This is a genomic window from Aureibaculum koreense, from assembly GCF_034296135.1.
In the GTDB taxonomy this organism is placed as follows: Bacteria; Bacteroidota; Bacteroidia; order Flavobacteriales; family Flavobacteriaceae; genus Aureibaculum.
Genome location: NZ_JAXKVV010000005.1, coordinates 186,387 through 210,006, shown reverse-complemented (window position 1 = coordinate 210,006; position 23,620 = coordinate 186,387). Strand labels below are relative to the sequence as shown.

Genomic DNA, 23,620 nt, shown 5'->3' with positions numbered 1-23,620 from the left:
TTTTTTTCTTTTACAAAACAATTTAAATAACTAACAAACTATGCTAAATCTTCCAAACTTTTTATAGTAGCCAGATCGTTTTTGATCTGACTAACTTGACTTGTTAATAGTGTTGCCGTACTAGGCGGTAAGTTTGTTTCTTTTAAAACATCTTCATAATCGTCAACAGCTGCTTTTTCTCCAGTAATGGCAGCTTCTAGCATTGACTCGTCATTATCAGCTGAAAAGAAAGCTTTTACGTCCATCCAAGCTCGGTGCATAGATCCAGCGGCACTTCCGCCTTTATCAACTTCTTGTCCGTAATTTCTAATTTCAGATTTTAACGCATGTCCAAATTGGTTACGCTCTTTACTTTTTCTTTCAAAATAGCCTTTAAGATCTGGACTCTTAGCATTTTCTGCAGCCTTATGATAGCCTTTTTCAGCATCGTAGCTCTTTTCAAGTAGTTCGTTTAATTTATTACCTACTTTTTCTGTGTATGTGGTACTCATAATTTTAAAATTTTAAAGTTATTGGTTTATTTTTTGAGATGCTAAACCAAATGGCATCAATTCTGGTGTAAAATTACATTGGTACTAATTAGTTTATTAATCCAATAAAATTGATTATTGATTCAAAAAAAATTATGCCCTTAAAATTTTGGTGAATAATTATTTATCAACTGTAGAATTGCTTTTTCAGAAGCAGTGAGGTAGTCTTCGTTTTTAAATTTATTTTGAGCTAACTCAAAATATGTAGCAAGGGTTTCCTTTTCATAAGCTGAAACCAACATTGGATGTACATAATATTTGCGACAGACATTTCTAGTATTTCCCAATTGCTGTGCCACTGCATCAATGCCTGCCAATATATTTTTATTCCTTTGCTTATCAGTTGATGGTTTCTCCAGTTCCATTAAAGTTTCAAAAAAAATAACAGATGCCGCCCATGTCCTAAAATCTTTTGCCGAAAAAAATTCTCCACTTATTTTGTGCAGATATTCATTGACCATACTACTTTCTACAGATTGCTTTTCTCCGTTTTCGTCATAATATTTAAATAATTCCCATCCTGGAATTTCTTCGCATCGGCTCACTAATTTTATTAGTTTTTTATTTCGTACGGTTACAGAATGTTCTTTCCCCTTTTTACCTACAAATTCAAATTTTAGCTTGCTTTTATTGACTTCTACATGTCTTTTACGAAGTGTAGATAGCCCATAAGATTTGTTGCGTTTTGCATATTGCTCGTTACCTATTCTTATATGGGTTTCTTCCATCAACCGAATTACCAATGCAATTACTTTTGATTTCGGCCATCCTTTTTGATCCAAATCAGCATCCACTTGCTTTCTAATTAGTGGTAGCTGTTTACCAAAAGCCGACATTTTATAAAATTTTGTCTGATTGCGTATTTTTATCCACTTGGGGTGATATTTATATTGTTTTCGTTGTTTGGCATCACGCCCCATAGCCTGTAAATGACCCGATTTAAGATGTGTTATTTTAACCTCGTTCCACATTGGCGGAATTACCAGACTTTTTATCCTTTTTAACTCATTCCTATCCTTTAATGTTTTACCGTTATAAGAATAGGTAAAACCTTTTCCCCATTTCTTTCTAATGATAGGGAAATCTTTATCCTTGACGTAAATCAGGTTATAGTCCTTTATAATTTTTTCAGGATTTTTTAAAAGTTTTTTTATTACTAATTCTGAAGTGGACATGGCTTTTAACTTTAGTTAGCATATCACTTGTATGCCATACAGAATTGTAAATTTAAAATGCGAGTGGTTGCAAAATTATCTCTAACAGGTAAATAATTAATGCGAATGAAAATTTATTCATTCGTTTTACTGCTAATAGAGGTTTTCGAAAGGGTTTTCTAAACGGCCCATTTTAATTCATACCTTTAGAAACTATTTTATACTATTCTCTTAAACAACTTTAAAATGCTGTTCTTAAATATTTTGAATAAATCCGCTACAAATAAATCTATTTCTTAAATAACCTAGAATTATGGAAAAACTTAAAAAGGCTTTAAATATGATTCTTTATCTGGCTGCTATATTTTTAGTTTTAGGCTCTGTACTTTCATTATTTAGAAATGCGGAAATCCGTTATTTGAAAATGCTTGATTTTCCACGGATACAATTCTTTATCCTTATCATAATCATACTGATAGTACTTATTATGGTTATTAAAAAGTGGAAGTGGTATAATTATCTTATAACTATAGGATTGTTGATTGGGTTGATAATACATTCTGTTTTTTTAATAAATTATACCGTTTTAGTACCGGTAGCGGTGCCTACCGTTGAGAATTTAGATAGCTCTGATTCTCAATTTAGTCTTTTGATGGCTAACGTAAAAATGTCCAATAAAAAAGCACAGCCATTAATAAAGCTAATATCATTGCAAAAACCAGATTTGATTTTGGCAATGGAAGTAGATGAATGGTGGTATAAAAACCTCAATATCCTGAAAAACGATTATCCTTATTCCCAACATTCCATAAATGAAGTTACTTACGGAATGGTATTATACAGTAAATTCCCATTTAAAGAAACCGAAATTAATTACTTTAATAATAATCAAGTCCCATCGTTTAAAAGCACTATTACTCTCGAAAATGATAAAAGTTTTAGTTTATATTGTATTCATCCTGTGCCACCAACACATTTTAAAAATCTACCAGACAATGCAGGGCAAGAAGAGACCTCTTTAATCAAATTAGGAAGGGAAGTTGAAGAACAACGGCTTCCGACAGTAGTAGCTGGAGACTTTAATGATGTAGTTTGGTCTTATGCCGATGAATTAACAGACACAAAAAATGTTTTCTATGATGTAAGAGTTGGAAGGGGGTTCTATAACAGCTATAACGCTCATAATTTCCTTATGAAATGGCCTTTAGATCATGTCTTAGTAACTAAAGAATTTGAATTGAAAAAATTAGAACGACTATCGAAAATCGGTTCGGATCATTTTCCTATATACGTAGAACTGGTTTTAAAAGAATAAATTCACAAAAAAGTTAACTAAAAGTATTATCTAAACTATTCCATTTAGAAAAGGTATTACCTATGAAGATTTGTTAATTCAAATTTTTAAATGTTACGCTGTTAATTCTTAGCATTTTTCAATAGTATTAAAAACAATCGTAATCGGGTTAAACATAACTCACGGTTTACTTAATTTTATAGACTAAATTTTAACGCTCAACAACTACTATATTTGAACATTATAAAATTTACCAAAAAAGGAATTTATTGTGTTCCAGGGAAATTCTACTTAGACCCTTGGTATTCGGTAGATTATGCCATTATTTCACATGGCCATGCCGACCATGCACGTTGGGGGATGAAAAATTACTTATGCCACAACCACTCAAAAGCCATTCTACAGCACCGCATTGGTAAAGATATTAATATTGATAGTCTGGGGTATGACGAACCACTATTGATTAATGGTGTAAAAGTTAGTTTTCATCCTGCCGGTCATATTATTGGTTCTGCACAAATTCGTTTGGAATACAAGGGGTACGTTGTAGTTTTTACAGGAGATTATAAGACAAGTTCTGATTTTTTGACCATTCCGTTCGAGCCGATTAAATGTCATCAATTTATTACAGAAAGTACTTTTGGATTACCCATTTATAATTGGCTGCCCGAAGCAACACTGCAACAGCAAATGATCGATTGGGTCAACACCAATAAATCGCATAACAGGACAAGTGTATTTATTGGCTATTCTTTTGGTAAAGCCCAACGCATCATGAAATTGCTTGAAGGTGTGGATCAGATTTTTGTACATAATGCCATACATAATCTCAATAACGCCATCAAAGCTTCTGGAATTGGATTACCCGAAACCGCACTCATTACAAATGATTTCATCAAAAAGGATGTTGAAAATAAAATAGTGATTGTACCACCAGCATTGTTGGGCTCTAGATTATTAAAACGGATTCCGAATGCGGCCACGGCAATTTGTTCTGGTTGGATGCAAATAAGAGGAAACAGACGTTGGAAAGGTGTCGATGCTGGTTTTGCCGTAAGCGATCACGCTGATTGGAATGGATTGTTGTACGCCGTAAAAGCTTCAGAAGCCGAAAAAGTGTACGTTACACATGGATCACAAGCCACATTTTCTAAGTATTTAAATGAAATTGGAATTTGGGCAGCTGAGGTTAAAACCGAATACGGAGAAGAAGAATTAAATGCTGATGAAGCTAAAGAAACAGCATTATGAAAGATTTTGTAACTTTAATAAATACCATAGAAATTACAAATAAAACCAATGCTAAAATTGATGCCTTGGTCGATTTTTTTAAGACCGCGTCAGACAAGGATAAATTATGGTTGATTGCTATTTTTACGGGAAAACGTCCGCCTAGACCAGTAAAGACTACATTAATGAGGGAATGGTGTTTGGAAATCATTCAGCTTCCGGAATGGTTATTCTTAGAATCCTACAGTACTGTTGGAGATCTTGGAGAAACCTTAGCACTATTACTTCCAGATCCTGATCATCACATAGAAAAACCATTACATGAATGGATGGAAGAAATTATCGCTTTAAAAGCGAAATCTGACCGAGAGAAAAAAGAATATATTCTAAATTCTTGGTCGGGTTTGCAGATGCAAGAAAGACTATTGTTCAACAAGCTAATTGGTGGTAGTTTTAGGATTGGCGTTTCAAAAAAAACATTGGTGAATGCGTTGGCTAAACTTTCGGGTATTGATGCCAATCAACTCATGCACAGCATCATTGGCAACTGGAATATAGACAGCATTTCATTTGATGATTTATTAAGTGGTGAACATATCAATTACGACAATTCCAAACCGTACCCGTTCTGCTTGGCATATGCATTGGAAAAAGATTTGAAAGACATTGGAAATCCTGATGAATGGCAAGTAGAATATAAATGGGACGGTATTAGAGGTCAGGTAGTAAAACGCAATGAGGAAATTTATATCTGGTCTCGTGGCGAAGAGTTGGTTACTGTACAATTTCCTGAAATTGTTTCCATATTTGAGCAATTTGAAGATGATTTTGTAGTTGATGGAGAAATTCTTGCCCTTAAAGATAGTAGCGTATTATTATTTAATGATTTACAGAAACGATTGAATCGGAAAAATATCTCTAAAAAATTATTAGAAGAAATTCCAGTTGGTTTTTATGTTTATGATCTGTTAGAACTCAATGAGAAAGATTTGAGAACAAAATCAATGGCAGAAAGAAGGCAGTTACTTGAAGCTTTATTTGCTGATACTGCAAAATATAATCAGCTCGAAATTCCTCAGTTAATTGAGTTTGAAAAATGGTCAGAATTAGATACTATTAGAAATGATGCACGAAAAATAAATAGTGAAGGTTTGATGCTTAAGAAAAAGGAATCTGAATACCACGTTGGTAGAAAAAAGGGAGATTGGTGGAAATGGAAAGTTGACCCATTGACCATAGATGCCGTAATGATATATGCCCAAAAAGGAAGTGGACGACGAAGCTCAAAATATACAGATTACACTTTCGCTGTAAAAAATGAAGACCAATTAGTAACCGTGGCTAAAGCTTATTCCGGCTTAACCGATAAAGAAATTACCGAAATTTCTCGGTTTGTAAATAAAAATGCCATTGAAAAATTTGGACCTGTAAGAACCGTAAAACCTGAATTGGTTTTTGAAATTGCCTTTGAAGGCATTGCACTTAGTAAAAGACATAAATCTGGCGTTGCCTTGCGTTTTCCTAGAATTAAAAGATGGAGACGCGACAAAACCGTGGCGGATATTGATACCATTGAATCGGTAAAAGCATTAATCGAAGCTAAATGAGTACCCAATTTTTAAATAACGAAGGTTATAAAATTGTTGAAAAACATTTATCGGACAATGGGCATCAGCCTTTTTCTTTTCAATTAAAGACTTGGAAAAAATATGCACAAAACTACAGCGGTGTTGTTGTTGCACCTACTGGATTTGGCAAAACCTATTCCGTTTTTTTGGCCGTGGTTATTGATTATTTGAACAACCCTACACATTATAAAAAAGGACTAAAACTACTTTGGATAAGTCCATTACGATCGTTAGCCAAAGATTTGGCAAAAGCCATGTCAATTGCTGTTGAAGATATCGGTTTAGATTGGACTGTTGAAGTCAGAAACGGAGATACACCTACGAAAGTACGAAGACAACAAGAACGTTTAATGCCAGACATTCTTTTGACCACACCAGAAACCATGCATTTGTTATTTTCACAAAAAAACAATTCGCGTTGGTTTAAAAATCTTAAATGTGTTGCCATTGACGAATGGCACGAGTTGTTGGGAAATAAAAGAGGTGTACTGACGGAATTAGTTATTGCACGGTTAAAATCAATATCCAAAAAACTTCAAATTTGGGGCATAACGGCAACTATCGGAAATTTGGAAGAGGCAAAAAACGTTTTGATTCCCTATTTGAACGCCAAAACCATTATGATTAAGGCCAAGGAAAAAAAGAAAATAAAAGTAGAATCCGTTTTTCCTGACAAGGTAGAAGTGTTGCCATGGGCTGGACATTTGGGTAAATCTATGAGTTCAAAAATTATTCCCATAATTTACGAAAATACAACTACGCTAATTTTTACAAATACTCGAAGCCAAAGTGAATTATGGTATCAGATTTTATTGGATGAAGCACCCGATTTGGCAGGTCAACTGGCCATTCACCACGGTTCTATCGATTTTAAATTACGTAATTGGATTGAAGAGGCCATTTCAGAAGGCAAACTAAAGGCGGTTATCTGCACCTCATCGTTAGATCTTGGTGTCGATTTTAAACCTGTAGATTGTGTGATACAGATAGGTTCGGCAAAAGGTATCGCCCGCTTTATGCAACGTGCCGGACGTAGCGGTCATTCACCTTACGAGACTTCAAAAATTTATTTTGTACCCACACATTCGTTGGAACTTGTAGAGGTTTCAGCACTTAAGGAAGCTATCAAGCAACAGCAAATCGAATCACGATATCCCTTAGTGCTATGTTTTGATGTATTGGTGCAATTCTTGGTTACCTTAGCAGTTGGTGAAGGTTTTACTGCTGACGAAACCTTTAATTTGATTAAAGGGACACATGCTTATTCCCATATTAACCAAGAAGAATTTAACTGGGCTTTATTATTCATCACCCAAGGTGGATCAACCTTAAAAGCATACGAAGAATTCCATAAAGTTGAGTTAGGTGAGGATAATATTTATCGCGTTAAAAGTAGACGTATCAGCATGCTACATCGCATGAATATCGGTGTTATTGTTAGCGATGCCATGCTCCGTGTTAAATTTATTTCGGGCGGTTATATTGGTATGATAGAGGAATATTTTATCTCCAAACTAAAACCGAAATCCAGCTTCGTACTGGCAGGTAGGGTTTTAGAAATGATTCACATTAAAGACATGACTGTTTTTGTTCGATTAAGCAAAGCCAAAAATGCCATTACGCCTAGCTGGCTTGGCGGTAGGTTGCCGCTGACATCTCACTTGAGCCATTTTATGCGATTGAAATTAGCAGATGCCCTATCTCCTGGTACAAGAGAGCGTGAGCTGAAATTTTTAAATCCGCTCATTTCAAGACAGAATAATCACTCACATATTCCTAAAAGTGATGAGTTTTTAGTTGAGCTGATTGAAACCAAAGAAGGTTTTCATATTTTTATGTATCCTTTTGAAGGACGATTGGTGCATGAAGTTATGGCAACTTTAATTGCGTACAGATTAAGTCAACTTAAACCGCTCACCTTTACCATTGCCATGAACGATTATGGATTTGAACTGCTTAGTGATCAGAAAGTACCTTTGGATGAAAATAACATAAAAGCTATCTTGTCAAAAACCAATTTAATGGATGATGTCATTAAAAGTATAAATGCTTCGGAAATGGCATCGCGAAAATTTAGGGATATTGCTGTAATTTCTGGATTAGTTGTACAATCAAGACCTGGAAATCGTCAAAATAATAAAAGTTTACAATCCTCATCAGGGTTAATTTTTAGAGTATTGGAAGATCACGAACCTCAAAATTTATTGCTAAAACAAGCCTATACCGAAGTATTTAATCAGCAATTGGAAGAGGTCCGTTTACGTGAAGCTTTTAGCAGAATTGAAAAAAGTAAAATAGTTTTAAAAAGAGCTAAGGGGTTTACGCCGTTGAGTTTTCCAATAAAAGTGGATAGTTTACGGAATTTATTGAGCAATGAAAGTTTAGAAAAACGAATTAGACGCATTCAACAACAAGCATTAAAAGTATAAGTATATGGATGTTGTTACAAAAATAATTATGTGTTCTGAAGAGGCCTTGACGTTAACCAACCAAAGAGCCATATTTTGGGAGCGTGAAAGTGCGTTAATTTTATCAGACTTGCACATAGGAAAAACTGCTCATTTTAGAAAAAATGGCATACCGATCCCCAAAGATATTCTAGAAAAAGATTTGAATAGATTAAGTGATTTAATCAGTCTTTTTAACGTGGAAAAAATAATAATCGTAGGTGATTTATTCCATGCCGAAGCCAATAACGATTTGCTTTTTTTTCAAGAATGGTTAAAAAATCATGCTTTAATAGAAATTATTTTAGTGAAAGGAAACCATGATAAAATTACGAAACACGTTTCCCAACTATTTAACAATATCTACATAGTAAGTAATTTAACCATACGCCCTTTTCGGTTTGTTCATCATCCTTGGACAAAAGACGAAAATTCGTTTATAATATCTGGACATACACACCCTGGGGTACTCATAAAAGGGAATGGAAAACAACGTATTAAATTGCCTAGTTATCAAGTAAATAATAACCAGTTGATTTTGCCCGCGTTTAGTTTATTTACAGGCTTAAATACAACTAAAGATTCAGCCGATTTTATAAATTACGCTTTTACCGATGAAGAAATTTTTAAAGTAGAACTGGTTTAAACTTTTCGCGTTTAAGCGAAAATTGGTAATTTTTTGCCTAATTGAAGACTTTTTTGGGTTGCATAGCATCGTTATGGAATCCTAAAAAGGTAAAAAGTGGGTGAAAAAGGACATTTTTTTTAGCAAATGAAAAAAGTTTAAACCAGTTCGTAGTTAACCATAAAATAGTAAAATGATATTCAAATATATTTCCGAATTAATAGACGATCCAGATCCTGTAATCGTCATCCCCTTTGGAGGATTTTCAAACGATAAAAAAATATATGCACAAGCACGTGTATTAGAAGATGAAGGCATCAACGAAGATGTTGAAAGTTCTTTTTCAAAAAATATAATCCGCTCATTTAAACGTTTTGAAACGGATGAAAAACCCAATGTTTCAGTTAAGGTTACATGGCAAGGTAAAGAGAAAATTTTGGTTTCAGATGAAGAGGGCTACATATATTTAAACACAGAACACGGAATGGACTTAAACCATCAGAAAACACTTTGGGTTCCAATAACTTATACGTTAATGGAAAGCGATGAAACCATTTTCACAATTACACACCCGGTTATGAAACCCTCGCCCAAGGCCGAATATGGTGTTATTAGTGATGTTGACGAAACCATTCTTGACACAGGTCTTTATTCCCTATTGAAATGGAAAGTACTCGTAAATACTTTTATAAAGCACGATGAGCAGAGAATATCCATTGAAGGTGCACAAGAATTGTGTTCGCAACTTTATGGTGGAAGTAAAGGCTATAACGAGAATCCGTTTTTCTATCTTTCCAATAGTCCATGGAATTTATACGATTATCTGCAAGCATTTTTAGAGAAAAATAATTTTCCTAAAGGCACATTATTGCTGCGAGATATAGGCTTGGAAAACAAAAAGAAGAAATCTTTTTTGGAAGGTAACAAATACATAAAAATTAAGCATATTTTAGAGACTTATCCGTCTCTGTCATTTATCCTTATTGGCGATGCTCACGATTTAGATCCAGAAATTTATTTAGAAATAGCACAACAATTTCCCAGCAGAATTCTTTGTATTTATATTAGAAGTGTCAAAAAACCAAAGAAATTAAAGAGAGTTGTCCAATTAATCAGTCAAACTACACATGTTGAAATACTGCTCGCCGAAAGTACCGAACAAATACTTGAACATGCAAAATCTAATGGATATATAGCTTCGTAGCATAGAATTATAGTTATAGCTTATATCAGTCAATGAGATATTTAAATGAGTTAAGGTTTTAGCTCTAGTTTCTATATTATTGTATTCTAAACTAAAAAAATGCAGATAATATTTGAATATCACGATGTTAACACCAGCGACCATTTAGAAGATTTTGCCACAAAAAAACTCAACGACTTACAAGAAAAGTACGATTTTGTACACAGGGCCGATGTGTTTTTTAAAAAAGAAAATACAACTTCTGATGAAACGGGTCTGATTTGCAATATACGGTTGAGTATGCCCGGACCAAGACTCTTTGCCGAAGCTACACATGATAGTTTTCAAGAATCAATTTCAGAATCCGTTAGCGATTTAGAGAGGCAATTGCGAAAACATAAAGAAAAAATGAGAAATTACTAATCTTATAATTTATAATTATGACCTCTGAAATTAGCAAGAAGCTTTTTGACCTCGGCTCAGATTCATTTGTAATTATCTGTTTAACAGCTTTGGGCACTTTTGTAGCCTTGATGGTTTATACCCGAATTTTTGGTAAAAGAAGCTTTTCTAAAATGTCAAGCTTTGATTTTTCAATGACAGTTGCTATTGGTTCCATTATAGCAACTACTGTGGTTTCATCATCGGTTACACTGGTGCAAGGCATAATAGGTTTAGGGGCCGTTTATCTGATTCAACTCACCGCTGCCTTTGCTAGAAGATACGATTGGTTTAAAACAATGGTAGATAACCAACCTTTGCTTTTAATGGATGAGTCTACTATACTTTATGAAAATTTAAAAAAAGCCAGAGTAACAAAAGAAGATTTGATAAGTAAATTGAGGGAGGCCAATGTTTTGAACATTTCTCAAGTGAAAGCAGTAGTTTTTGAGGCCACGGGAGATATTAGTGTATTACACTCCGATAAAGAAAATCTTGAAGTTGAAGATTGGCTCTTAGAAGGCGTAAAAGAATAGAATATTAATCTAAAAACAAAAATTATGAAAGTAAAACCATATTTAGCCTTTTCAGGCGATTGCCAGGAAGCAATTAATTTTTATGCAGACTGTTTTGATGCAAACGTAACTAATAGAATAACCTATGAAGATGCAAAAATGGACATTCCAGAATCTTATAGGAAAAACCTACAACACGCAGAAGTAAAAGGTAATGGCGTACATATTTTAGCTTATGATGCTTCACCTGATACCCCTTTGAACGGTGGTAATAAAATGCACATGAGTATAGATTTGGATGATGCCGACAAAGCGAAAAATATTTTTAAAAAATTATCAGAAGGTGGACAAGTTAATAATCCTTTTACCGAAGAGCAATGGGGTGCCATGTACGGCAGGTGTACCGATAAATTCGGCATTCATTGGATGGTCAATTGCGATCTATAGGTTTTCCTTTAATTATCTATCATCAATAAAGTGGTTCTTCCAATAATACGGAATTGCCACTTTTAACACTTTTAAAATGTTCAAGACTATTTTAAAATTTTTCAAAAAACAATCTCAGGACGTTGTACACAGTATTGCGTTTTATCCTGTGTTGATAAGTCTTACTTATTTGTTGTTGGCCATAGGAGGTTTACAGGTAGAAAATCTAGAACTCATAAGTTCACTAAAGAAAAAAATTCCTTATATTTTTATAGAAGATTACGAAACGGCACGTTCCATTTTATCGACCATTATTGGGGGTATTTTATCGCTCACCGTATTTAGTTTTACCATGGTAATGGTGGTTTTAAATCAGGCTTCCTCAAACTTTTCTCCAAGGTTATTGCCAAATCTAATTTCCAATAAAAAACATCATTATATTGGGAATATACATTGGCACCTTACTGTATTGTATTATCATTTTAATCTCATTAGGAGCTTACGGTATTGATTCAAAATCTCTTGGTCTGTCCACAATGGCTGCCGCTATATCAAGTTTAGTCTGTATAGGCCTGTTTGTTTATTTTATCCACAGTATTTCCAAAGCCATACAAATACACAATATTATTGATAGAATTTATGAATCTAGTAACCGCTATCTTGAAAAAAGATTGGAAAATCAAAAAGAAAACAAAGTAGTGGTCAGGTCAATAAACACCGATAATTGGACAACTATAAAAATCGATAAAACAGGATATTATAGAGATTTTGATATTTCTTTGATGAAAGATTCTTTAAAGGAAAAGGGAAATCAGATAGAGATCATCCCTTATATAAATCAACACATTTGGAAAGGTATGCCCGTATTGAAAATTAAGGAGACTGTTTCTGATAATGAGCGTGATAACCTGATTTTTTGTTTAAATATTTCATCGGACAGACACGAGGGCGACCGAGGAGTAACGGGCATGATAAAGCTAATGGAAATTGCGGTAAAAGCTATGTCGCCCGGTATTAACGATCCTGGAACGGCTATCGATGCCATTAATAAAATCGGGCAACTAATTAGTGAATTTCTTCAACTTCCAAGCATTACCTCCAGATCCATCTTTGACAATAAACTAATTATTACCGAGCACACTATTTCTGCGGAAGAACTGATGCGGATTATAATTCAGCCTATCCGTTTATACTCAAAACAAGATAATTCCGTACTTTATGTGCTTGTAAAATCATTGCAATTTATTGAAAATAGCCCGCACATCTCCAACGAAAACAAAACCGTTGTAAAAACAGAATTAGAAGCTTTAAAATGTGATATCGAAAAAAATATTAACAATAAGTTGGACAGAGAACATTTAATGCAATTGTACCAAAATAAAAACTAAACTTATGGAAAAAATTAAAACAATAAATCCCTATAACGGAAAACAAATTGCCGAATACGACCAACATTCGAGTAAAGAAATTAATCAAAAACTCGAAAATGCTCAACAAACTTTTGAAGTTTGGAAAAAAGAGGAAATTTCGGATAGAGTAGAACTCCTAAAAAGCCTTAGTGATTTGTTAATCCGTAAAAAAGAGGAACTAGCTGAGTTAATTACTACCGAGATGGGAAAACCTATAAAACAAAGTATTTCAGAAATAGAAAAATGTGCTTGGGCCTGCGATTTTTATGCCATAAATGCGGATAATTTTTTAGCAGATGCACTTATTGAAACCGAAGCACAAGAAAGTTTTATAAGCTATGACCCTTTGGGATGTATATTAGCAGTAATGCCATGGAATTTCCCTTTTTGGCAAGTTTTCCGTTTTGCCGCACCAACGGTTACGGCAGGAAATACCGCTATTTTAAAACATGCCTCTAATACGACGGGTTGTGCAATTGCCATTCAAAATTTGTTTGAAGAAGTAGGTTATCCCAAAGGTTGCTTCCAAACCATTTTGGCTGATCATAATAAAATTGAAAAAATAATAGAAAATGATATTATAAAGGCGGTTACCTTAACGGGTAGCGAAAAAGCGGGACGTAGAATTGCATCGATTGCTGGTGAAAATTTAAAGAAAACTGTTTTAGAACTTGGTGGAAACAACGCATGTATTATTTGGGAGGATGCCAATCTTGAAACATATATTGACGCTATGGTCAATTCCAGAATGTCAAATGCTGGGCAAAGTTGTATTGCGGCAAAGAGGTTTATTGTAGCTGAAGCTATTTATGACAGGTTTTTAGAGATGTTTACTGCTAAAGTTAATCTATTAAAAACTGGAAATCCTATGGATAAAGATACCGATATTGCAACTTTGGCCAGACCGGATTTGGCAAAAAAAGTACAAGAACAGGTTAACGAATCGCTTATAAAAGGAGCTGAAGTACACCTTGGAAACACTTGTGACAATGCATTTTACGAGCCAACCATTATAACAAATGTGAAGGAAGGAATGCCATTGTTTGACGAAGAGGTTTTTGGTCCAGTGGCCGCTATTATCAAAGTAAAAGATCGGTCAGAATCTATTAAAGTTGCTTCCAACACCAAATTTGGATTGGGTACCATGCTTTTTACCGAAGATATTGAAAAGGCAAGAATGGAAATAGGAAATATTGACGATGGTTCCTTCTTTATAAACGAACTGACGAAATCAGATCCACGATTGCCTTTCGGCGGTACAAAAATTTCAGGTTACGGTAGAGAACTTTCTAAAGAAGGAATGTTGGAATTTTTGAATAAAAAAACCGTTTATATAAAATAAGCATCAAAAGCCATCAACCAGACATGATTTATAGTTAATTTTCCAAATCCAAATATTTTGCAAAATCTGATGGGGTTTTTATTTGCATAAATCGGTTTCCGTAGATAACTATCGGTTTATTTACCACTATCGGGTGTTTTTCAATAACTTTTAACCAGTCATTTTCATCTAAATCAACATCCTTATCCCCATAAATTTTAACAAAATCAGGATGTTCTTGATTTACCAATTCGGAAATGTGCAAATTTAATTTATCTGCAATTTCTGCCCATTGTGTTCCGGTAACATTAGTTTTTGAAATGTCAACGGCCAATATTTGCTTTTCGGAAGCCTCAATATATGGCAAAGTTTGTTTGCCCAATGAAGTTTCGGAATTATAATACAATTTTATTTGTCGGTTATCCGTTGAAATCACACCCATTTATTTTTAATTTAAAATCACATTTTGATACAATATTGAACTCTAACTCATCAAAAGTAAGGTTTTTGCATTCTTTTTACAATTTATATAAGTTTTTTCTCGCTGTATTCTTTCTTGTAAATTTTTATTACTACTAGAAATAAACTTAATAAAAGTGGCCCAAAAATCAATCCGATAAACCCGAACAAAGGCACACCTATAATTACCCCTATCAATGTAATTAAAGGGTGTACATTGTCCAGTTTTTTTAATACATAAAGCCTAATAAGATTATCGGTAGAGCCTACGATTATTACCCCGTATAATAAAATTCCCCAAGCTTGAAACACATCGCCATTTGCATAGGTTAATATAAAGGCAGGCACTATACCCAACAATCCGCCCACAAAAGGAATCATAGAGCCAATGGTAACCATTACGAACCAAAATATAGGGTTTTCTATACCAAAAATAAAAAACCCGATAAGAGCTACAATACCCTGTGCAATAGCTACAAGTGGAATTCCCAACGCGTTGGAACGCACCATAACATTAACATCCTCACCAATTATTTTTAAATTCGCTTTATCTAAAGGAATATATTCATACAGGCTTTCTCTTAACTTTCTTCTATTGGTTAACATATAGTACAGCAAAAAGTACATAATAAAAACGGCCAATATAATTTCAAAAGTGCCGCCAGCTATACTTTGTAATTTACTTGAAACAATAGAAGAAACTTGAGAAGTATCTATTTGTGAGTTTAAATCGAACCCTACATAATTCTCAATTTTTTCCAATTGAATCTTTAAGGCATTTATTACACGTTCAGAATTGTTAGCCACATTACTGACCTTGTTCCCCAACATAAGCACAATACCCGCCACGGGCAACAATATGCAAACTACAGATAACATTAACAAAACTATAGCTGCAAGTTTCGGGTTCCAACCTTTTTTCACCAGTTTCTTCATAGGTTTTCGCAACAATACATAAACCGTTATTGCACCCAACACACCTGACAAGTAGGGTATCATCTCAAAGAGTATGAGAGCCGCAATACAGATTATTACAAGCAATAAAAAAAGTTGGTTGATAATTTTATGGCTAATATGCTTCACTAGAATTGAAAATTTAATTATTAATTATTTCTTAAAGCATTTATCAGCTCCTTTTTGTTCATAGCAGATCTCCCTTCAATACCAACGTTTTTGGCTTGATCGTAAAGTTCATCTTTAGTCCACTCCTCATAAGGTTTCGCCTTTCCGCCTTTTTTGCCCGCATTGGGCGTATTGGCAATCCGGGCGGATTTTTCTTTGCTGTAACCTTTATCTCTAAGAGCTTCATATTGCTCTTCGTTTTTTATTCTCGGATCTGGCATTTTCTTTAATTTAAAATTTATCCAAAATTATGCTCTTGTCCACTAAATTATTGCTCTTTTCAAAGAATATATTAACTGTAATGTAAATTGGTTTAATTTTTTTTGTGTTAACATTCCGTTTAAAACAGTTAAAAAAAATAAATGTTTGAATTTATATTTGAAATTATTATTATAAACAATAAGGGGCTTGTTTTAAACGAGAACATCAAAAGTAATCGTTAATTTATTAGTTTCTGGTTAATAGCTTACTTAAAACTTGATAAAATAGTTCAATATAAAATTGCCTCGTTAACAGCCCTTTATTTTAATTTCTGTTAATAATGGATCCCGAACATTTTTCATTTCTTTTAAAAATAGGTATTGCTGCATTTGCAGGATTGCTCATTGGCCTTGAACGTGAATATAAGGGAAAAGAAGCGGGGCTTAAAACTAATGCGTTGGTATCTATTGGATCTGCAGTTTTCATTCTTATCTCTTTACAATTTAGAGGGGAAGAGTATGCTGATATAACACGTGTGTTAAGTCAGGTAGTTACTGGTATCGGGTTTCTGGGAGCTGGCGTAATTATAAAAAGAGAGAATAATATTGAAGGTTTAACAACTGCTGCTACTGTTTGGTGCAGTGCTGCCGTAGGTTGCTTAGCTGCCGTGGGCATGTATATTGAACTCGGTTTTTTAACGCTTACAATTATCATTATCAACTTACTTTTTGGGTTTATCAATTCTAAAATGCAAATTTCAAAAGAGAAATAAATTACTCCTTTCCAATTGCCTTCGAATGTCGTGTCGCTTCAATCCCATATCCATATTTTTCAGCATATATATAAGTAAATTCAGCTCCAAAGAATAATATCAAGCAAGAGTATGAAACCCAAAGCAATATTAAAACAATAGTTCCGGCAGTACCATAGGTAGAGTCAAAATCTGCTCGTCCAAAATACATTCCCATTAAAAACTTGCCCAACACGAATAGTACCGCAGTTATCATAGCACCTATCCAAACCGTTTTCCATTTTATTTTGGCATTAGGCAAATATTTAAACATTAAAGCAAACAGAACGGTAATCATACTCAAAGAGAGCAAAATGTCCAAAAAATAAGCTATATAAACAACAATATCCTGAAAATTTCGACTCAAAAAATTAGTAAGTGCAGAGATGCCTGTCGTGACGATAAAACTAATCAATAATAAAAACCCCAGCACCAAAATAAAAGTAAAACTCCTTGCCCTATTAATTAACATTCGCCAAAATGTCTGTTGTGGTGCCGAATCTATTCTCCAAATTTGATTCAAAGAAAGTTGTAAATGGTAAAACACACCAGATGCACCAAAAATTAACGTACCGATACCTATGATTGTAGAAATTAAATTTTTGTCCCCTTCTTGGGTTTCGGCAATCATAGTTTCAATAGCACTTGCGGCATCTCTGCCCAGTGCACTAGATATCTCGTTGGTTAGTTCACCCTGTACAATTTCTTGCCCCCATATAGAACCAACAAGATTTACAATTATTACCAATAAACCCGGCATTGATAAAATGGCATAATATGCCACAACCGCACTCAACCGAAAGGGATTTTCAGCATCCCAAGCTTTATAAGTCGTAACCAATAAAGAGGGCAGGTCGGCAATCTTGAATTTAGTAAATGTGGTTGTATTTTCCAATATAATTCAGGTTAAAAAACAATGGCAATATAATTTTTTCTTTATTTTTAGATAACCTAATCCATTTTATTTTTAACGCGAACGTAAAATGTGAAAGAGTTTTATTTACTAATATCAGATTGATAAATATTAAATAAAACTAAAAAATGTATTTTTGCAGAAAATATAAGACTTGGTAAAAATAGACAATATAAAGCTACCTGATTTTCCTTTGCTTTTGGCACCTATGGAAGATGTTAGTGATCCGCCGTTCCGTGCATTATGCAAAGAACAGGGTGCAGATGTTGTTTATACTGAATTTATTTCTAGTGAGGGTCTAATCCGTGATGCTGCAAAAAGCACAATGAAATTAGATATTTACGAAAAAGAGCGGCCAGTTGGTATTCAAATTTTTGGAGCCAATCTGGATAGTATGTTGCAAACTGTTGATATTGTTGAAAAATCAAACCCCGATATTATCGATATTAATTTTGGTTGCCCCGTTAAAAAAGTAGTATCCAAAGGTGCAGGAGCAGGTATTTTAAAAGATATAGATTTAATGGTTAAGTTGACCGCTGAAATGGTTAAACGCACGCATTTACCGATTACGGTTAAAACACGTTTGGGTTGGGATCACAATTCTATTAAAATTGTAGAAGTTGCAGAACGATTGCAAGATGTAGGGTGTAAGGCAATTGCCATTCACGGAAGAACGCGTGCCCAAATGTACAAAGGCGACGCAGATTGGAAACCGATTGCAGCTGTAAAAAATAATCAAAGAATGCATATTCCCGTTTTTGGAAATGGAGATATTTCCTCGCCCGAAAGAGCAATGGAAATGCGTGACAAATACGGACTGGACGGAGCCATGATCGGCAGGGCCACAATTGGCTACCCTTGGTTCTTTAAAGAAGTAAAACATTTTTTTAATACAGGCGAACACTTGCCTCCACCAACTATTGCCGAACGTGTAGAAGTTGCCCGACGGCATTTACAAATGGCTATCGACTGGAAAGGCGAACGCTTAGGCATTGTGGAAACAAGAAGACATTATACAAATTATTTTAAAGGCATTCCACACTTTAAAGAATACCGCCTAAAAATGGTGACGACCGATGATGCTGAAGGTGTTTTTAAAGCTTTTGATGAAGTAATCGAACAATTTGGCGATTATCAGTTTGTATAGGGTTAGAACTGGTCTAAAAAGAGTATCTTAACGTAACCCCCGAATATTCATCACCAAAAAAAGTACGTCCAGAACTAGGATATAATTTTACATTTTCAACCTTTACCTTATGTAGCTCTGGCACCAATATTCCTACTGCCGCTCCCATTCCATAACCCAACAAGATATCGGTTAAAAAATGTTGGCCTGCTTGCAATCTATAATAACCCACAACAGCAGGAATTGTTGCTGCCCCTGCCCAGATATATATTTTCGCATTAGAGTCTGGATTAAAATCGCTAAATACTTTTGCTGCAAAAAACGTGGCTGTTGCGGTGGCGGCCACATGACCGGAATAAAAAGAACGCTGACCATTTTTACTGGTTCGCCTATCTAAAGATTCATCTTGATCATATACATAAGGTCTCGCCTTGTTTACCAAACCTGCCGTAATTGTATAGAACGTAGCCGTAGTGGCAAGACTCTCCAAGTAAAGTCCCATAACTTGACCTGTATGGTCGTTTATGTTTCCATCTATAAGTAAAGCAAAAGGTGTAGCAAAAGAAATGGCAAAAGGAATATCTCCAATGGCATTGGCCTTTTCCGAGCTATTGCCCGCAACCCATCTGTCTAAAAAATTAATATCATTTTTATCGTACGAGTTCAATTTTTCAATGGAAATGTCTTTTTTATTTTTAATTAAATGCAGCCCATAGGCACTCCCCCCGAGTCCAACACCGGTCCAAATTCCATCTTTAACCCACTTCCATTCGTAAGGTGAATCACTCTTTTGTGCATTTAAACATAATGTGCTTAAAATACATACTAAACTTATTAAACTTTTTTTCATCATCACAATTAAATTTTAAATCTTATGCCGGTTCGCAAATACAAATGATTGTCACCTTTTAGAGTATAAATTTTATCCCAATTGTTGTCCCTTACATTAACTTTTTCATGAAAAATATATGCGGCCCTGGCATATAATTGTAGGTGCTTAGTAATATAGTATTCATATTGAAGACCACTAAGACCCAAGGTCATATTAATTTGCTCTGAGTTTAGAGTACCATTACTTGTTAAACTTTGATTGACCCTAGAATTAAACCCGTCAAGTTGTGCGAATAATTTTAAGCGATTTTTTTCAGAAAACCAATATTGTAAATTTGTTTTTGGCACACCAAGATTATAGGACCAATTTGGTTTAAACTTTCTGAAATAATTAATAGTAGGAAGCGGAAACCTTATACTGCTAATGGACGAATAAGTAAGTCCTAGAATTAGTCGGTAAGGCCTCTTTAAATCTTCGTTATCAAGTTCGTCCTTTATAAAGAATACTTCACTTCTTATCGATAAATTGTCTGAGCTAAAATCTTTTATTTTTGATTCACCACTTAATCTAGGCACTGCTGTCATTGCAAATCGCCAGTTATTGTTCATTTTAAAAGTATAACCCAAAGTGAAATCCAGTAGCTGATATTGGTCAGTGTTTTCCATAAATGGATTGTTATCTTCAAGGTCTAGATTAATTTTACTATAATCAACACCGACTACAAAATAAGATTTGTTTTCATTTAATTTTATAGGGTAATTAAGTACAAAACGCGTTCGCTCATAATTTAAATTGGCATCGTTTTTTGGCAATGTGGTATAATCTATTCTAGCTAAATCCGATGGTTGTGCAAAAGCAAAAACACCAATAAAAAGAAGAAATAATAGATTTACAGCTCTTTTTTTATTCATAGATAATTTATTACAGTTCAAATATCTATATAATTGCCATTTCAGCTTGGCTTATATAGGAATTTTGTTAACTCATTAAATTTAATGTAAAGATGCGGTAGGAAAATAGAAAAGTTAATCAACCAATGGCTTCAGGTCAATGTGTGCATATTTTACCAAACCTATATGATCGTATTCTTCTTGGTGATAATTGAGTTTGCCCCAACTAAAAGTCTCCCCTTCGAGCTTACCATTGTACTGGTCTAAAAGGCTAGATGACAGTAATAGGTATTCATCGCTTTTTATTTCGTTTTTAAGTAATCTATGGGCAATAATAACATCTTCGCCTATCAACTTAATACTTTTACCAATGGGGATTACACTCACTTCTTCGCCATAGTGAAGAATAATTTTTAGCCCAAGTATTTCTGGAATTTTAACACTATCCTCCATATGGGCGTATTGCTTCCTCAACTTTTTTAATTGTTTGTAAAATTCGGTATAAAAATATCGACATTGATTTACCAAAATTTCAATACCCGGAAGCGTTCCAGACTTATAAAACAAAACAGCATCACCCTCAATTTCTGAAACTTTGAGACCGATTTCGTTAGAGTAGATAATATTATTGAGCAATGTAGGTATTACCTTTGTGCTTAATTCAATTTCGCTATTGCTCATAAACTCGGTAAAACCGCTAATATCCGGTATACATATCAATGTTGGTGTAGAAGCCATATATTTTACTTTAGAGAGTAAATATAATCTAATATTGATTATGCAAACCAATATTAGCACATATAGGTTAAAGATAATTGTATTTGGATTAATAAATTATTGCCCAAAAATAAATTAAAGTCTTAGTTTTGACCATAAATTTAATATTTGATAATGCTGTCCAGAATCTTTATATTTTTATTGATTTCCCTATCTTGCCAAACAGGTGAGCTTACTGTAACAGGCAATTTGCCTAGTAATTTAAAAGAAGTATCTGCCATTGAAATAACTTCTAAATCAGATTTGATCTGGGTTATTGAAGATGCTGGCAATAAAAATATTCTTTACGGTTTAAACCAACAAGGAAAAATTATTAAAGAATTAACCATAACAAATGCTAAGAACAGAGATTGGGAGGATTTAACATCTGACAAGGATGGGAATATTTACATTGGCGATTTTGGCAATAATTCTGGTAAACGAAATGAGTTTACCATTTATAAGATAAAAAACCCTGAACAGTCTGATCAAAAAGCAAATGCTGAAATTATAAATTTTGTACTGCCAAAGGACATAAAATCAAAAAATTTTGAAGCATTTTTTTTACACAACAACAATTTTTACCTCTTTAGTAAAGGAAGAAAGAAAGAAGCTCTATTAAAAGTGCCGAACGTCATTGGCAATCATACCGCACAATTAATCACTACATTTAACTTACCTAAAAAAAACAATAAAGTTACTTCTGCAGACATAAGCGAAGACGGTAAAACCATTATTTTATTGAATCATGATAAGGTGTGGGAACTTACAAACTTTACCGATGATAATTTTTTTAACGGAAAATCAACTTCGATTGATTTTGAACATAATTCGCAAAAGGAAGGAATTTGCTTTGCCAAAAATAAGAACCTATTCATTACTGACGAACGTAATAAAAGTAGCGGTGGTAATATATATCTTTTAAATCTGAAATAATTGTAGCTTCTATAATTATTAATTGATAAGAGGCTATAATCTAGTTTTTAAGTCAAGATTCTTACAAGGAAAAAAGATATTTCTCTTCCTGAATTTCAAGCAATGCTTATTAAAATTAGTTATGCACTCAAATAATTAATTGATTGAAATTAGAAAATACCGTTTAAGGTGTAACCGCTTCCAAAATATCAACTGAACTGTAAAATTTTAACGCTATTGCAAATGCAATGACAGAAAAAATGATTCCCGTAATAAATATAGTATAGGTCAACCGCAATAATTTGTATTTTTCATTGAGAACCTTGCCAAGAAAATATAAATCCGCACTGAGGGAGTCATAAATATCTTGTTTATTTTTGGTCAAATTCCTCATGGAATTTTTATAATCATTAAGCTCCATGGAGTGAAAATTTCCAAAAAATAGCAAATTGGCCTTATTGGAATCTAAATCATCATCTGAAAATTCTCCATTGTCCACCTTTGGACGTGTGGCTAAAACAGACATAATCATTGAAGCTACGCTAAACAATACAAATATAGCAGTTGGATAAGTTAAATATTCCTTCTGGGGTTGGTTCAATTGAGGGATTAGATTAGCCATTAACAGAGAAATTATGATGGCATTTACAGAAAGAAGAATATTGGCCTTGGTATCGGCTATATCGCTCAATTTTAAGTGGTTCCTTAGAGCAACCCTATACATAGACTGAATGGCTCTTTCAGGGCTTTCATTCTTTAATCTTACTTTTAATCGCTCTTTTTTAATCGTTTTATCTCCTTTTTTTATTTTACCGACAACTTTAGCTAAATTCTCCATTTTATTATCTTGCCAGTTTTCAAGAGCATACTTGGTATAGAACCGGTGTTCGGTTTGAAAATCTTGGAGGTTTTTTTCTCGCCATTCAGCAACAGAATACTTTTTCTTCCCTTTTTGATCAGTTTCTATACGTAATAACTCCGCTTGTGATAAAAATTCTTCATGGGCATAATAATAGTTTGTAGCATCCTTTAAAATCTTTTCTTCTGTATTTTTTGGTTCCTTGCCACTTTTTGCAGCTAGAATTAGTTCACAGATGTTTTCAATAGATTCTCCTTTAACATTTTTATTCTCAAGAAATTTTCTTGCTATGTCACAACTCGCTGTTTCGTATCCATCATATTTTACGGTAAATCCTGTAAACTGGAACAAGGCAGCCAATAAAAGGTTTTCTTCATTTACAGACTTGTCCTTGTTGTTTTTTATCAACTCTTTTGTTGTTTCCAAAACTTGAAGCGTATGATTAGCATTGTGATATAAGTAATCTTCGTCTAGCTTAGTTGATAAAAGTTCTGTTACGTACTTTTTAGAATCGATTAGTAATTTTTTCATCAGTATAAACTTTTTTTATTGTT

The 23,620-nt window shown here is 33.8% G+C and carries 23 protein-coding genes and 1 pseudogene; 14 read left to right on the top strand and 10 right to left on the bottom strand.

The window, feature by feature from the left end:
* Positions 1-38 precede the first annotated feature (38 nt).
* Both UMM65_RS07000 and UMM65_RS06995 read right to left on the bottom strand, forming a co-directional pair.
* Positions 39-491 (bottom strand): ferritin-like domain-containing protein, encoded by a 453-nt coding sequence (locus tag UMM65_RS07000; RefSeq protein ID WP_321975778.1) that lies wholly within the window; start codon positions 489-491, stop codon positions 39-41.
* A gap of 140 nt (positions 492-631) precedes the next feature.
* Positions 632-1,705 (bottom strand): DNA topoisomerase IB, encoded by a 1,074-nt coding sequence (locus UMM65_RS06995; RefSeq protein WP_321975777.1) that lies wholly within the window; start codon positions 1,703-1,705, stop codon positions 632-634.
* 292 nt (positions 1,706-1,997) lie between these two features.
* On the opposite strand from UMM65_RS06995, the gene UMM65_RS06990 reads away from it, so the two are divergent.
* The 11 genes and pseudogenes from UMM65_RS06990 (at position 1,998) to UMM65_RS06935 (ending at position 14,224) form a co-directional block, all read left to right on the top strand.
* Positions 1,998-2,999, top strand: a complete 1,002-nt coding sequence (locus UMM65_RS06990; RefSeq protein WP_321975776.1) for an endonuclease/exonuclease/phosphatase family protein — start codon at positions 1,998-2,000, stop codon at positions 2,997-2,999.
* A gap of 213 nt (positions 3,000-3,212) precedes the next feature.
* Positions 3,213-4,229: a ligase-associated DNA damage response exonuclease gene (locus UMM65_RS06985; RefSeq protein WP_321975775.1), complete on the top strand. Its 1,017-nt coding sequence runs from the start codon at positions 3,213-3,215 to the stop codon at positions 4,227-4,229.
* Positions 4,226-5,815: an ATP-dependent DNA ligase gene (locus tag UMM65_RS06980; protein ID WP_321975774.1), complete on the top strand. Its 1,590-nt coding sequence runs from the start codon at positions 4,226-4,228 to the stop codon at positions 5,813-5,815. The genes UMM65_RS06985 and UMM65_RS06980 overlap by 4 nt, the downstream gene beginning before the upstream one ends.
* Positions 5,812-8,265, top strand: coding sequence for a ligase-associated DNA damage response DEXH box helicase (locus UMM65_RS06975; protein ID WP_321975773.1), 2,454 nt, complete (start codon positions 5,812-5,814; stop codon positions 8,263-8,265). Before UMM65_RS06980 ends, UMM65_RS06975 begins: the two co-directional genes overlap by 4 nt.
* 4 nt (positions 8,266-8,269) lie before the next feature.
* On the top strand, positions 8,270-8,929 hold the full coding sequence (gene pdeM, locus UMM65_RS06970; protein ID WP_321975772.1) for a ligase-associated DNA damage response endonuclease PdeM: 660 nt from the start codon (positions 8,270-8,272) through the stop codon (positions 8,927-8,929).
* 172 nt (positions 8,930-9,101) lie between these two features.
* On the top strand, positions 9,102-10,112 hold the full coding sequence (locus UMM65_RS06965; protein WP_321975771.1) for an App1 family protein: 1,011 nt from the start codon (positions 9,102-9,104) through the stop codon (positions 10,110-10,112).
* 99 nt (positions 10,113-10,211) lie between these two features.
* Complete coding sequence (gene hpf / locus UMM65_RS06960) at positions 10,212-10,514, top strand: ribosome hibernation-promoting factor, HPF/YfiA family (RefSeq protein WP_321975770.1); 303 nt, start codon at positions 10,212-10,214, stop codon at positions 10,512-10,514.
* A gap of 17 nt (positions 10,515-10,531) precedes the next feature.
* Complete coding sequence (locus UMM65_RS06955; protein WP_321975769.1) at positions 10,532-11,068, top strand: DUF421 domain-containing protein; 537 nt, start codon at positions 10,532-10,534, stop codon at positions 11,066-11,068.
* A gap of 24 nt (positions 11,069-11,092) precedes the next feature.
* The gene (locus UMM65_RS06950) at positions 11,093-11,494 is read left to right on the top strand and encodes a VOC family protein (RefSeq protein ID WP_321975768.1); all 402 of its coding nucleotides are present in this window, start codon (positions 11,093-11,095) and stop codon (positions 11,492-11,494) included.
* 76 nt (positions 11,495-11,570) lie between these two features.
* Positions 11,571-12,861: pseudogene (locus tag UMM65_RS06940) on the top strand (DUF2254 domain-containing protein).
* A 4-nt stretch (positions 12,862-12,865) separates the two neighbouring features.
* Complete coding sequence (locus tag UMM65_RS06935; RefSeq protein WP_321975765.1) at positions 12,866-14,224, top strand: NAD-dependent succinate-semialdehyde dehydrogenase; 1,359 nt, start codon at positions 12,866-12,868, stop codon at positions 14,222-14,224.
* A 34-nt stretch (positions 14,225-14,258) separates the two neighbouring features.
* On the opposite strand, the gene UMM65_RS06930 is transcribed toward UMM65_RS06935, so the two are convergent.
* The 3 genes from UMM65_RS06930 to UMM65_RS06920 form a co-directional block, all read right to left on the bottom strand.
* A complete protein-coding gene (locus tag UMM65_RS06930; protein WP_321975764.1) occupies positions 14,259-14,645 on the bottom strand; it encodes an arsenate reductase family protein in 387 nt (128 codons plus the stop codon).
* An 83-nt stretch (positions 14,646-14,728) separates the two neighbouring features.
* Positions 14,729-15,745, bottom strand: coding sequence for an AI-2E family transporter (locus UMM65_RS06925; protein WP_321975763.1), 1,017 nt, complete (start codon positions 15,743-15,745; stop codon positions 14,729-14,731).
* A 20-nt stretch (positions 15,746-15,765) separates the two neighbouring features.
* Positions 15,766-16,005 carry a DUF7218 family protein gene (locus UMM65_RS06920; protein WP_321975762.1) on the bottom strand — a complete coding sequence of 80 codons (240 nt, stop codon included), beginning with the start codon at positions 16,003-16,005 and terminating at the stop codon, positions 15,766-15,768.
* A gap of 320 nt (positions 16,006-16,325) precedes the next feature.
* Here UMM65_RS06920 and UMM65_RS06915 point away from each other — a divergent pair, with 320 nt between their 5' ends.
* A complete protein-coding gene (locus UMM65_RS06915; protein ID WP_321975761.1) occupies positions 16,326-16,757 on the top strand; it encodes an MgtC/SapB family protein in 432 nt (143 codons plus the stop codon).
* A 1-nt stretch (position 16,758) separates the two neighbouring features.
* Here the strand turns inward: UMM65_RS06915 and UMM65_RS06910 are convergent, their stop codons facing one another.
* A complete protein-coding gene (locus UMM65_RS06910) occupies positions 16,759-17,670 on the bottom strand; it encodes a YihY/virulence factor BrkB family protein (protein WP_321975760.1) in 912 nt (303 codons plus the stop codon).
* 172 nt (positions 17,671-17,842) lie between these two features.
* On the opposite strand from UMM65_RS06910, the gene dusB reads away from it, so the two are divergent.
* A complete protein-coding gene (dusB, locus tag UMM65_RS06905) occupies positions 17,843-18,835 on the top strand; it encodes a tRNA dihydrouridine synthase DusB (RefSeq protein WP_321975759.1) in 993 nt (330 codons plus the stop codon).
* A 13-nt stretch (positions 18,836-18,848) separates the two neighbouring features.
* Here dusB and UMM65_RS06900 read toward each other — a convergent pair whose 3' ends face one another.
* From UMM65_RS06900 to UMM65_RS06890, 3 genes are all read right to left on the bottom strand, one after another.
* Positions 18,849-19,667 (bottom strand): phosphatase PAP2 family protein, encoded by an 819-nt coding sequence (locus UMM65_RS06900; RefSeq protein ID WP_321975758.1) that lies wholly within the window; start codon positions 19,665-19,667, stop codon positions 18,849-18,851.
* A gap of 5 nt (positions 19,668-19,672) precedes the next feature.
* Positions 19,673-20,557: a DUF6268 family outer membrane beta-barrel protein gene (locus tag UMM65_RS06895; protein WP_321975757.1), complete on the bottom strand. Its 885-nt coding sequence runs from the start codon at positions 20,555-20,557 to the stop codon at positions 19,673-19,675.
* 114 nt (positions 20,558-20,671) lie between these two features.
* Positions 20,672-21,274 carry a DUF2652 domain-containing protein gene (locus UMM65_RS06890; protein ID WP_321975756.1) on the bottom strand — a complete coding sequence of 201 codons (603 nt, stop codon included), beginning with the start codon at positions 21,272-21,274 and terminating at the stop codon, positions 20,672-20,674.
* Between the two features lie 153 nt (positions 21,275-21,427).
* Between UMM65_RS06890 and UMM65_RS06885 the strand changes: the two genes are divergently transcribed.
* Positions 21,428-22,228, top strand: coding sequence for an SdiA-regulated domain-containing protein (locus UMM65_RS06885; RefSeq protein ID WP_321975755.1), 801 nt, complete (start codon positions 21,428-21,430; stop codon positions 22,226-22,228).
* A 163-nt stretch (positions 22,229-22,391) separates the two neighbouring features.
* Here the strand turns inward: UMM65_RS06885 and UMM65_RS06880 are convergent, their stop codons facing one another.
* Positions 22,392-23,597: a Pycsar system effector family protein gene (locus UMM65_RS06880; RefSeq protein WP_321975754.1), complete on the bottom strand. Its 1,206-nt coding sequence runs from the start codon at positions 23,595-23,597 to the stop codon at positions 22,392-22,394.
* Positions 23,598-23,620 lie beyond the last annotated feature (23 nt).

Excerpts from the sequence above, each read along its gene's own strand:
- UMM65_RS06880 (WP_321975754.1), bottom strand. The coding sequence starts at position 23,597 with ATGAAAAAATTACTAATCGATTCTAAAAAGTACGTAACAGAACTTTTA.
- UMM65_RS06930 (WP_321975764.1), bottom strand. The coding sequence starts at position 14,645 with ATGGGTGTGATTTCAACGGATAACCGACAAATAAAATTGTATTATAAT.
- UMM65_RS06990 (WP_321975776.1), top strand. The coding sequence starts at position 1,998 with ATGGAAAAACTTAAAAAGGCTTTAAATATGATTCTTTATCTGGCTGCT.
- UMM65_RS07000 (WP_321975778.1), bottom strand. The coding sequence starts at position 491 with ATGAGTACCACATACACAGAAAAAGTAGGTAATAAATTAAACGAACTA.
- UMM65_RS06955 (WP_321975769.1), top strand. The coding sequence starts at position 10,532 with ATGACCTCTGAAATTAGCAAGAAGCTTTTTGACCTCGGCTCAGATTCA.
- UMM65_RS06900 (WP_321975758.1), bottom strand. The coding sequence starts at position 19,667 with ATGATGAAAAAAAGTTTAATAAGTTTAGTATGTATTTTAAGCACATTA.
- UMM65_RS06980 (WP_321975774.1), top strand. The coding sequence starts at position 4,226 with ATGAAAGATTTTGTAACTTTAATAAATACCATAGAAATTACAAATAAA.
- hpf (WP_321975770.1), top strand. The coding sequence starts at position 10,212 with ATGCAGATAATATTTGAATATCACGATGTTAACACCAGCGACCATTTA.
- UMM65_RS06965 (WP_321975771.1), top strand. The coding sequence starts at position 9,102 with ATGATATTCAAATATATTTCCGAATTAATAGACGATCCAGATCCTGTA.
- UMM65_RS06915 (WP_321975761.1), top strand. The coding sequence starts at position 16,326 with ATGGATCCCGAACATTTTTCATTTCTTTTAAAAATAGGTATTGCTGCA.
- UMM65_RS06950 (WP_321975768.1), top strand. The coding sequence starts at position 11,093 with ATGAAAGTAAAACCATATTTAGCCTTTTCAGGCGATTGCCAGGAAGCA.
- UMM65_RS06890 (WP_321975756.1), bottom strand. The coding sequence starts at position 21,274 with ATGGCTTCTACACCAACATTGATATGTATACCGGATATTAGCGGTTTT.
- UMM65_RS06995 (WP_321975777.1), bottom strand. The coding sequence starts at position 1,705 with ATGTCCACTTCAGAATTAGTAATAAAAAAACTTTTAAAAAATCCTGAA.
- UMM65_RS06975 (WP_321975773.1), top strand. The coding sequence starts at position 5,812 with ATGAGTACCCAATTTTTAAATAACGAAGGTTATAAAATTGTTGAAAAA.
- UMM65_RS06935 (WP_321975765.1), top strand. The coding sequence starts at position 12,866 with ATGGAAAAAATTAAAACAATAAATCCCTATAACGGAAAACAAATTGCC.
- pdeM (WP_321975772.1), top strand. The coding sequence starts at position 8,270 with ATGGATGTTGTTACAAAAATAATTATGTGTTCTGAAGAGGCCTTGACG.
- UMM65_RS06895 (WP_321975757.1), bottom strand. The coding sequence starts at position 20,557 with ATGAATAAAAAAAGAGCTGTAAATCTATTATTTCTTCTTTTTATTGGT.
- UMM65_RS06920 (WP_321975762.1), bottom strand. The coding sequence starts at position 16,005 with ATGCCAGATCCGAGAATAAAAAACGAAGAGCAATATGAAGCTCTTAGA.
- UMM65_RS06885 (WP_321975755.1), top strand. The coding sequence starts at position 21,428 with ATGCTGTCCAGAATCTTTATATTTTTATTGATTTCCCTATCTTGCCAA.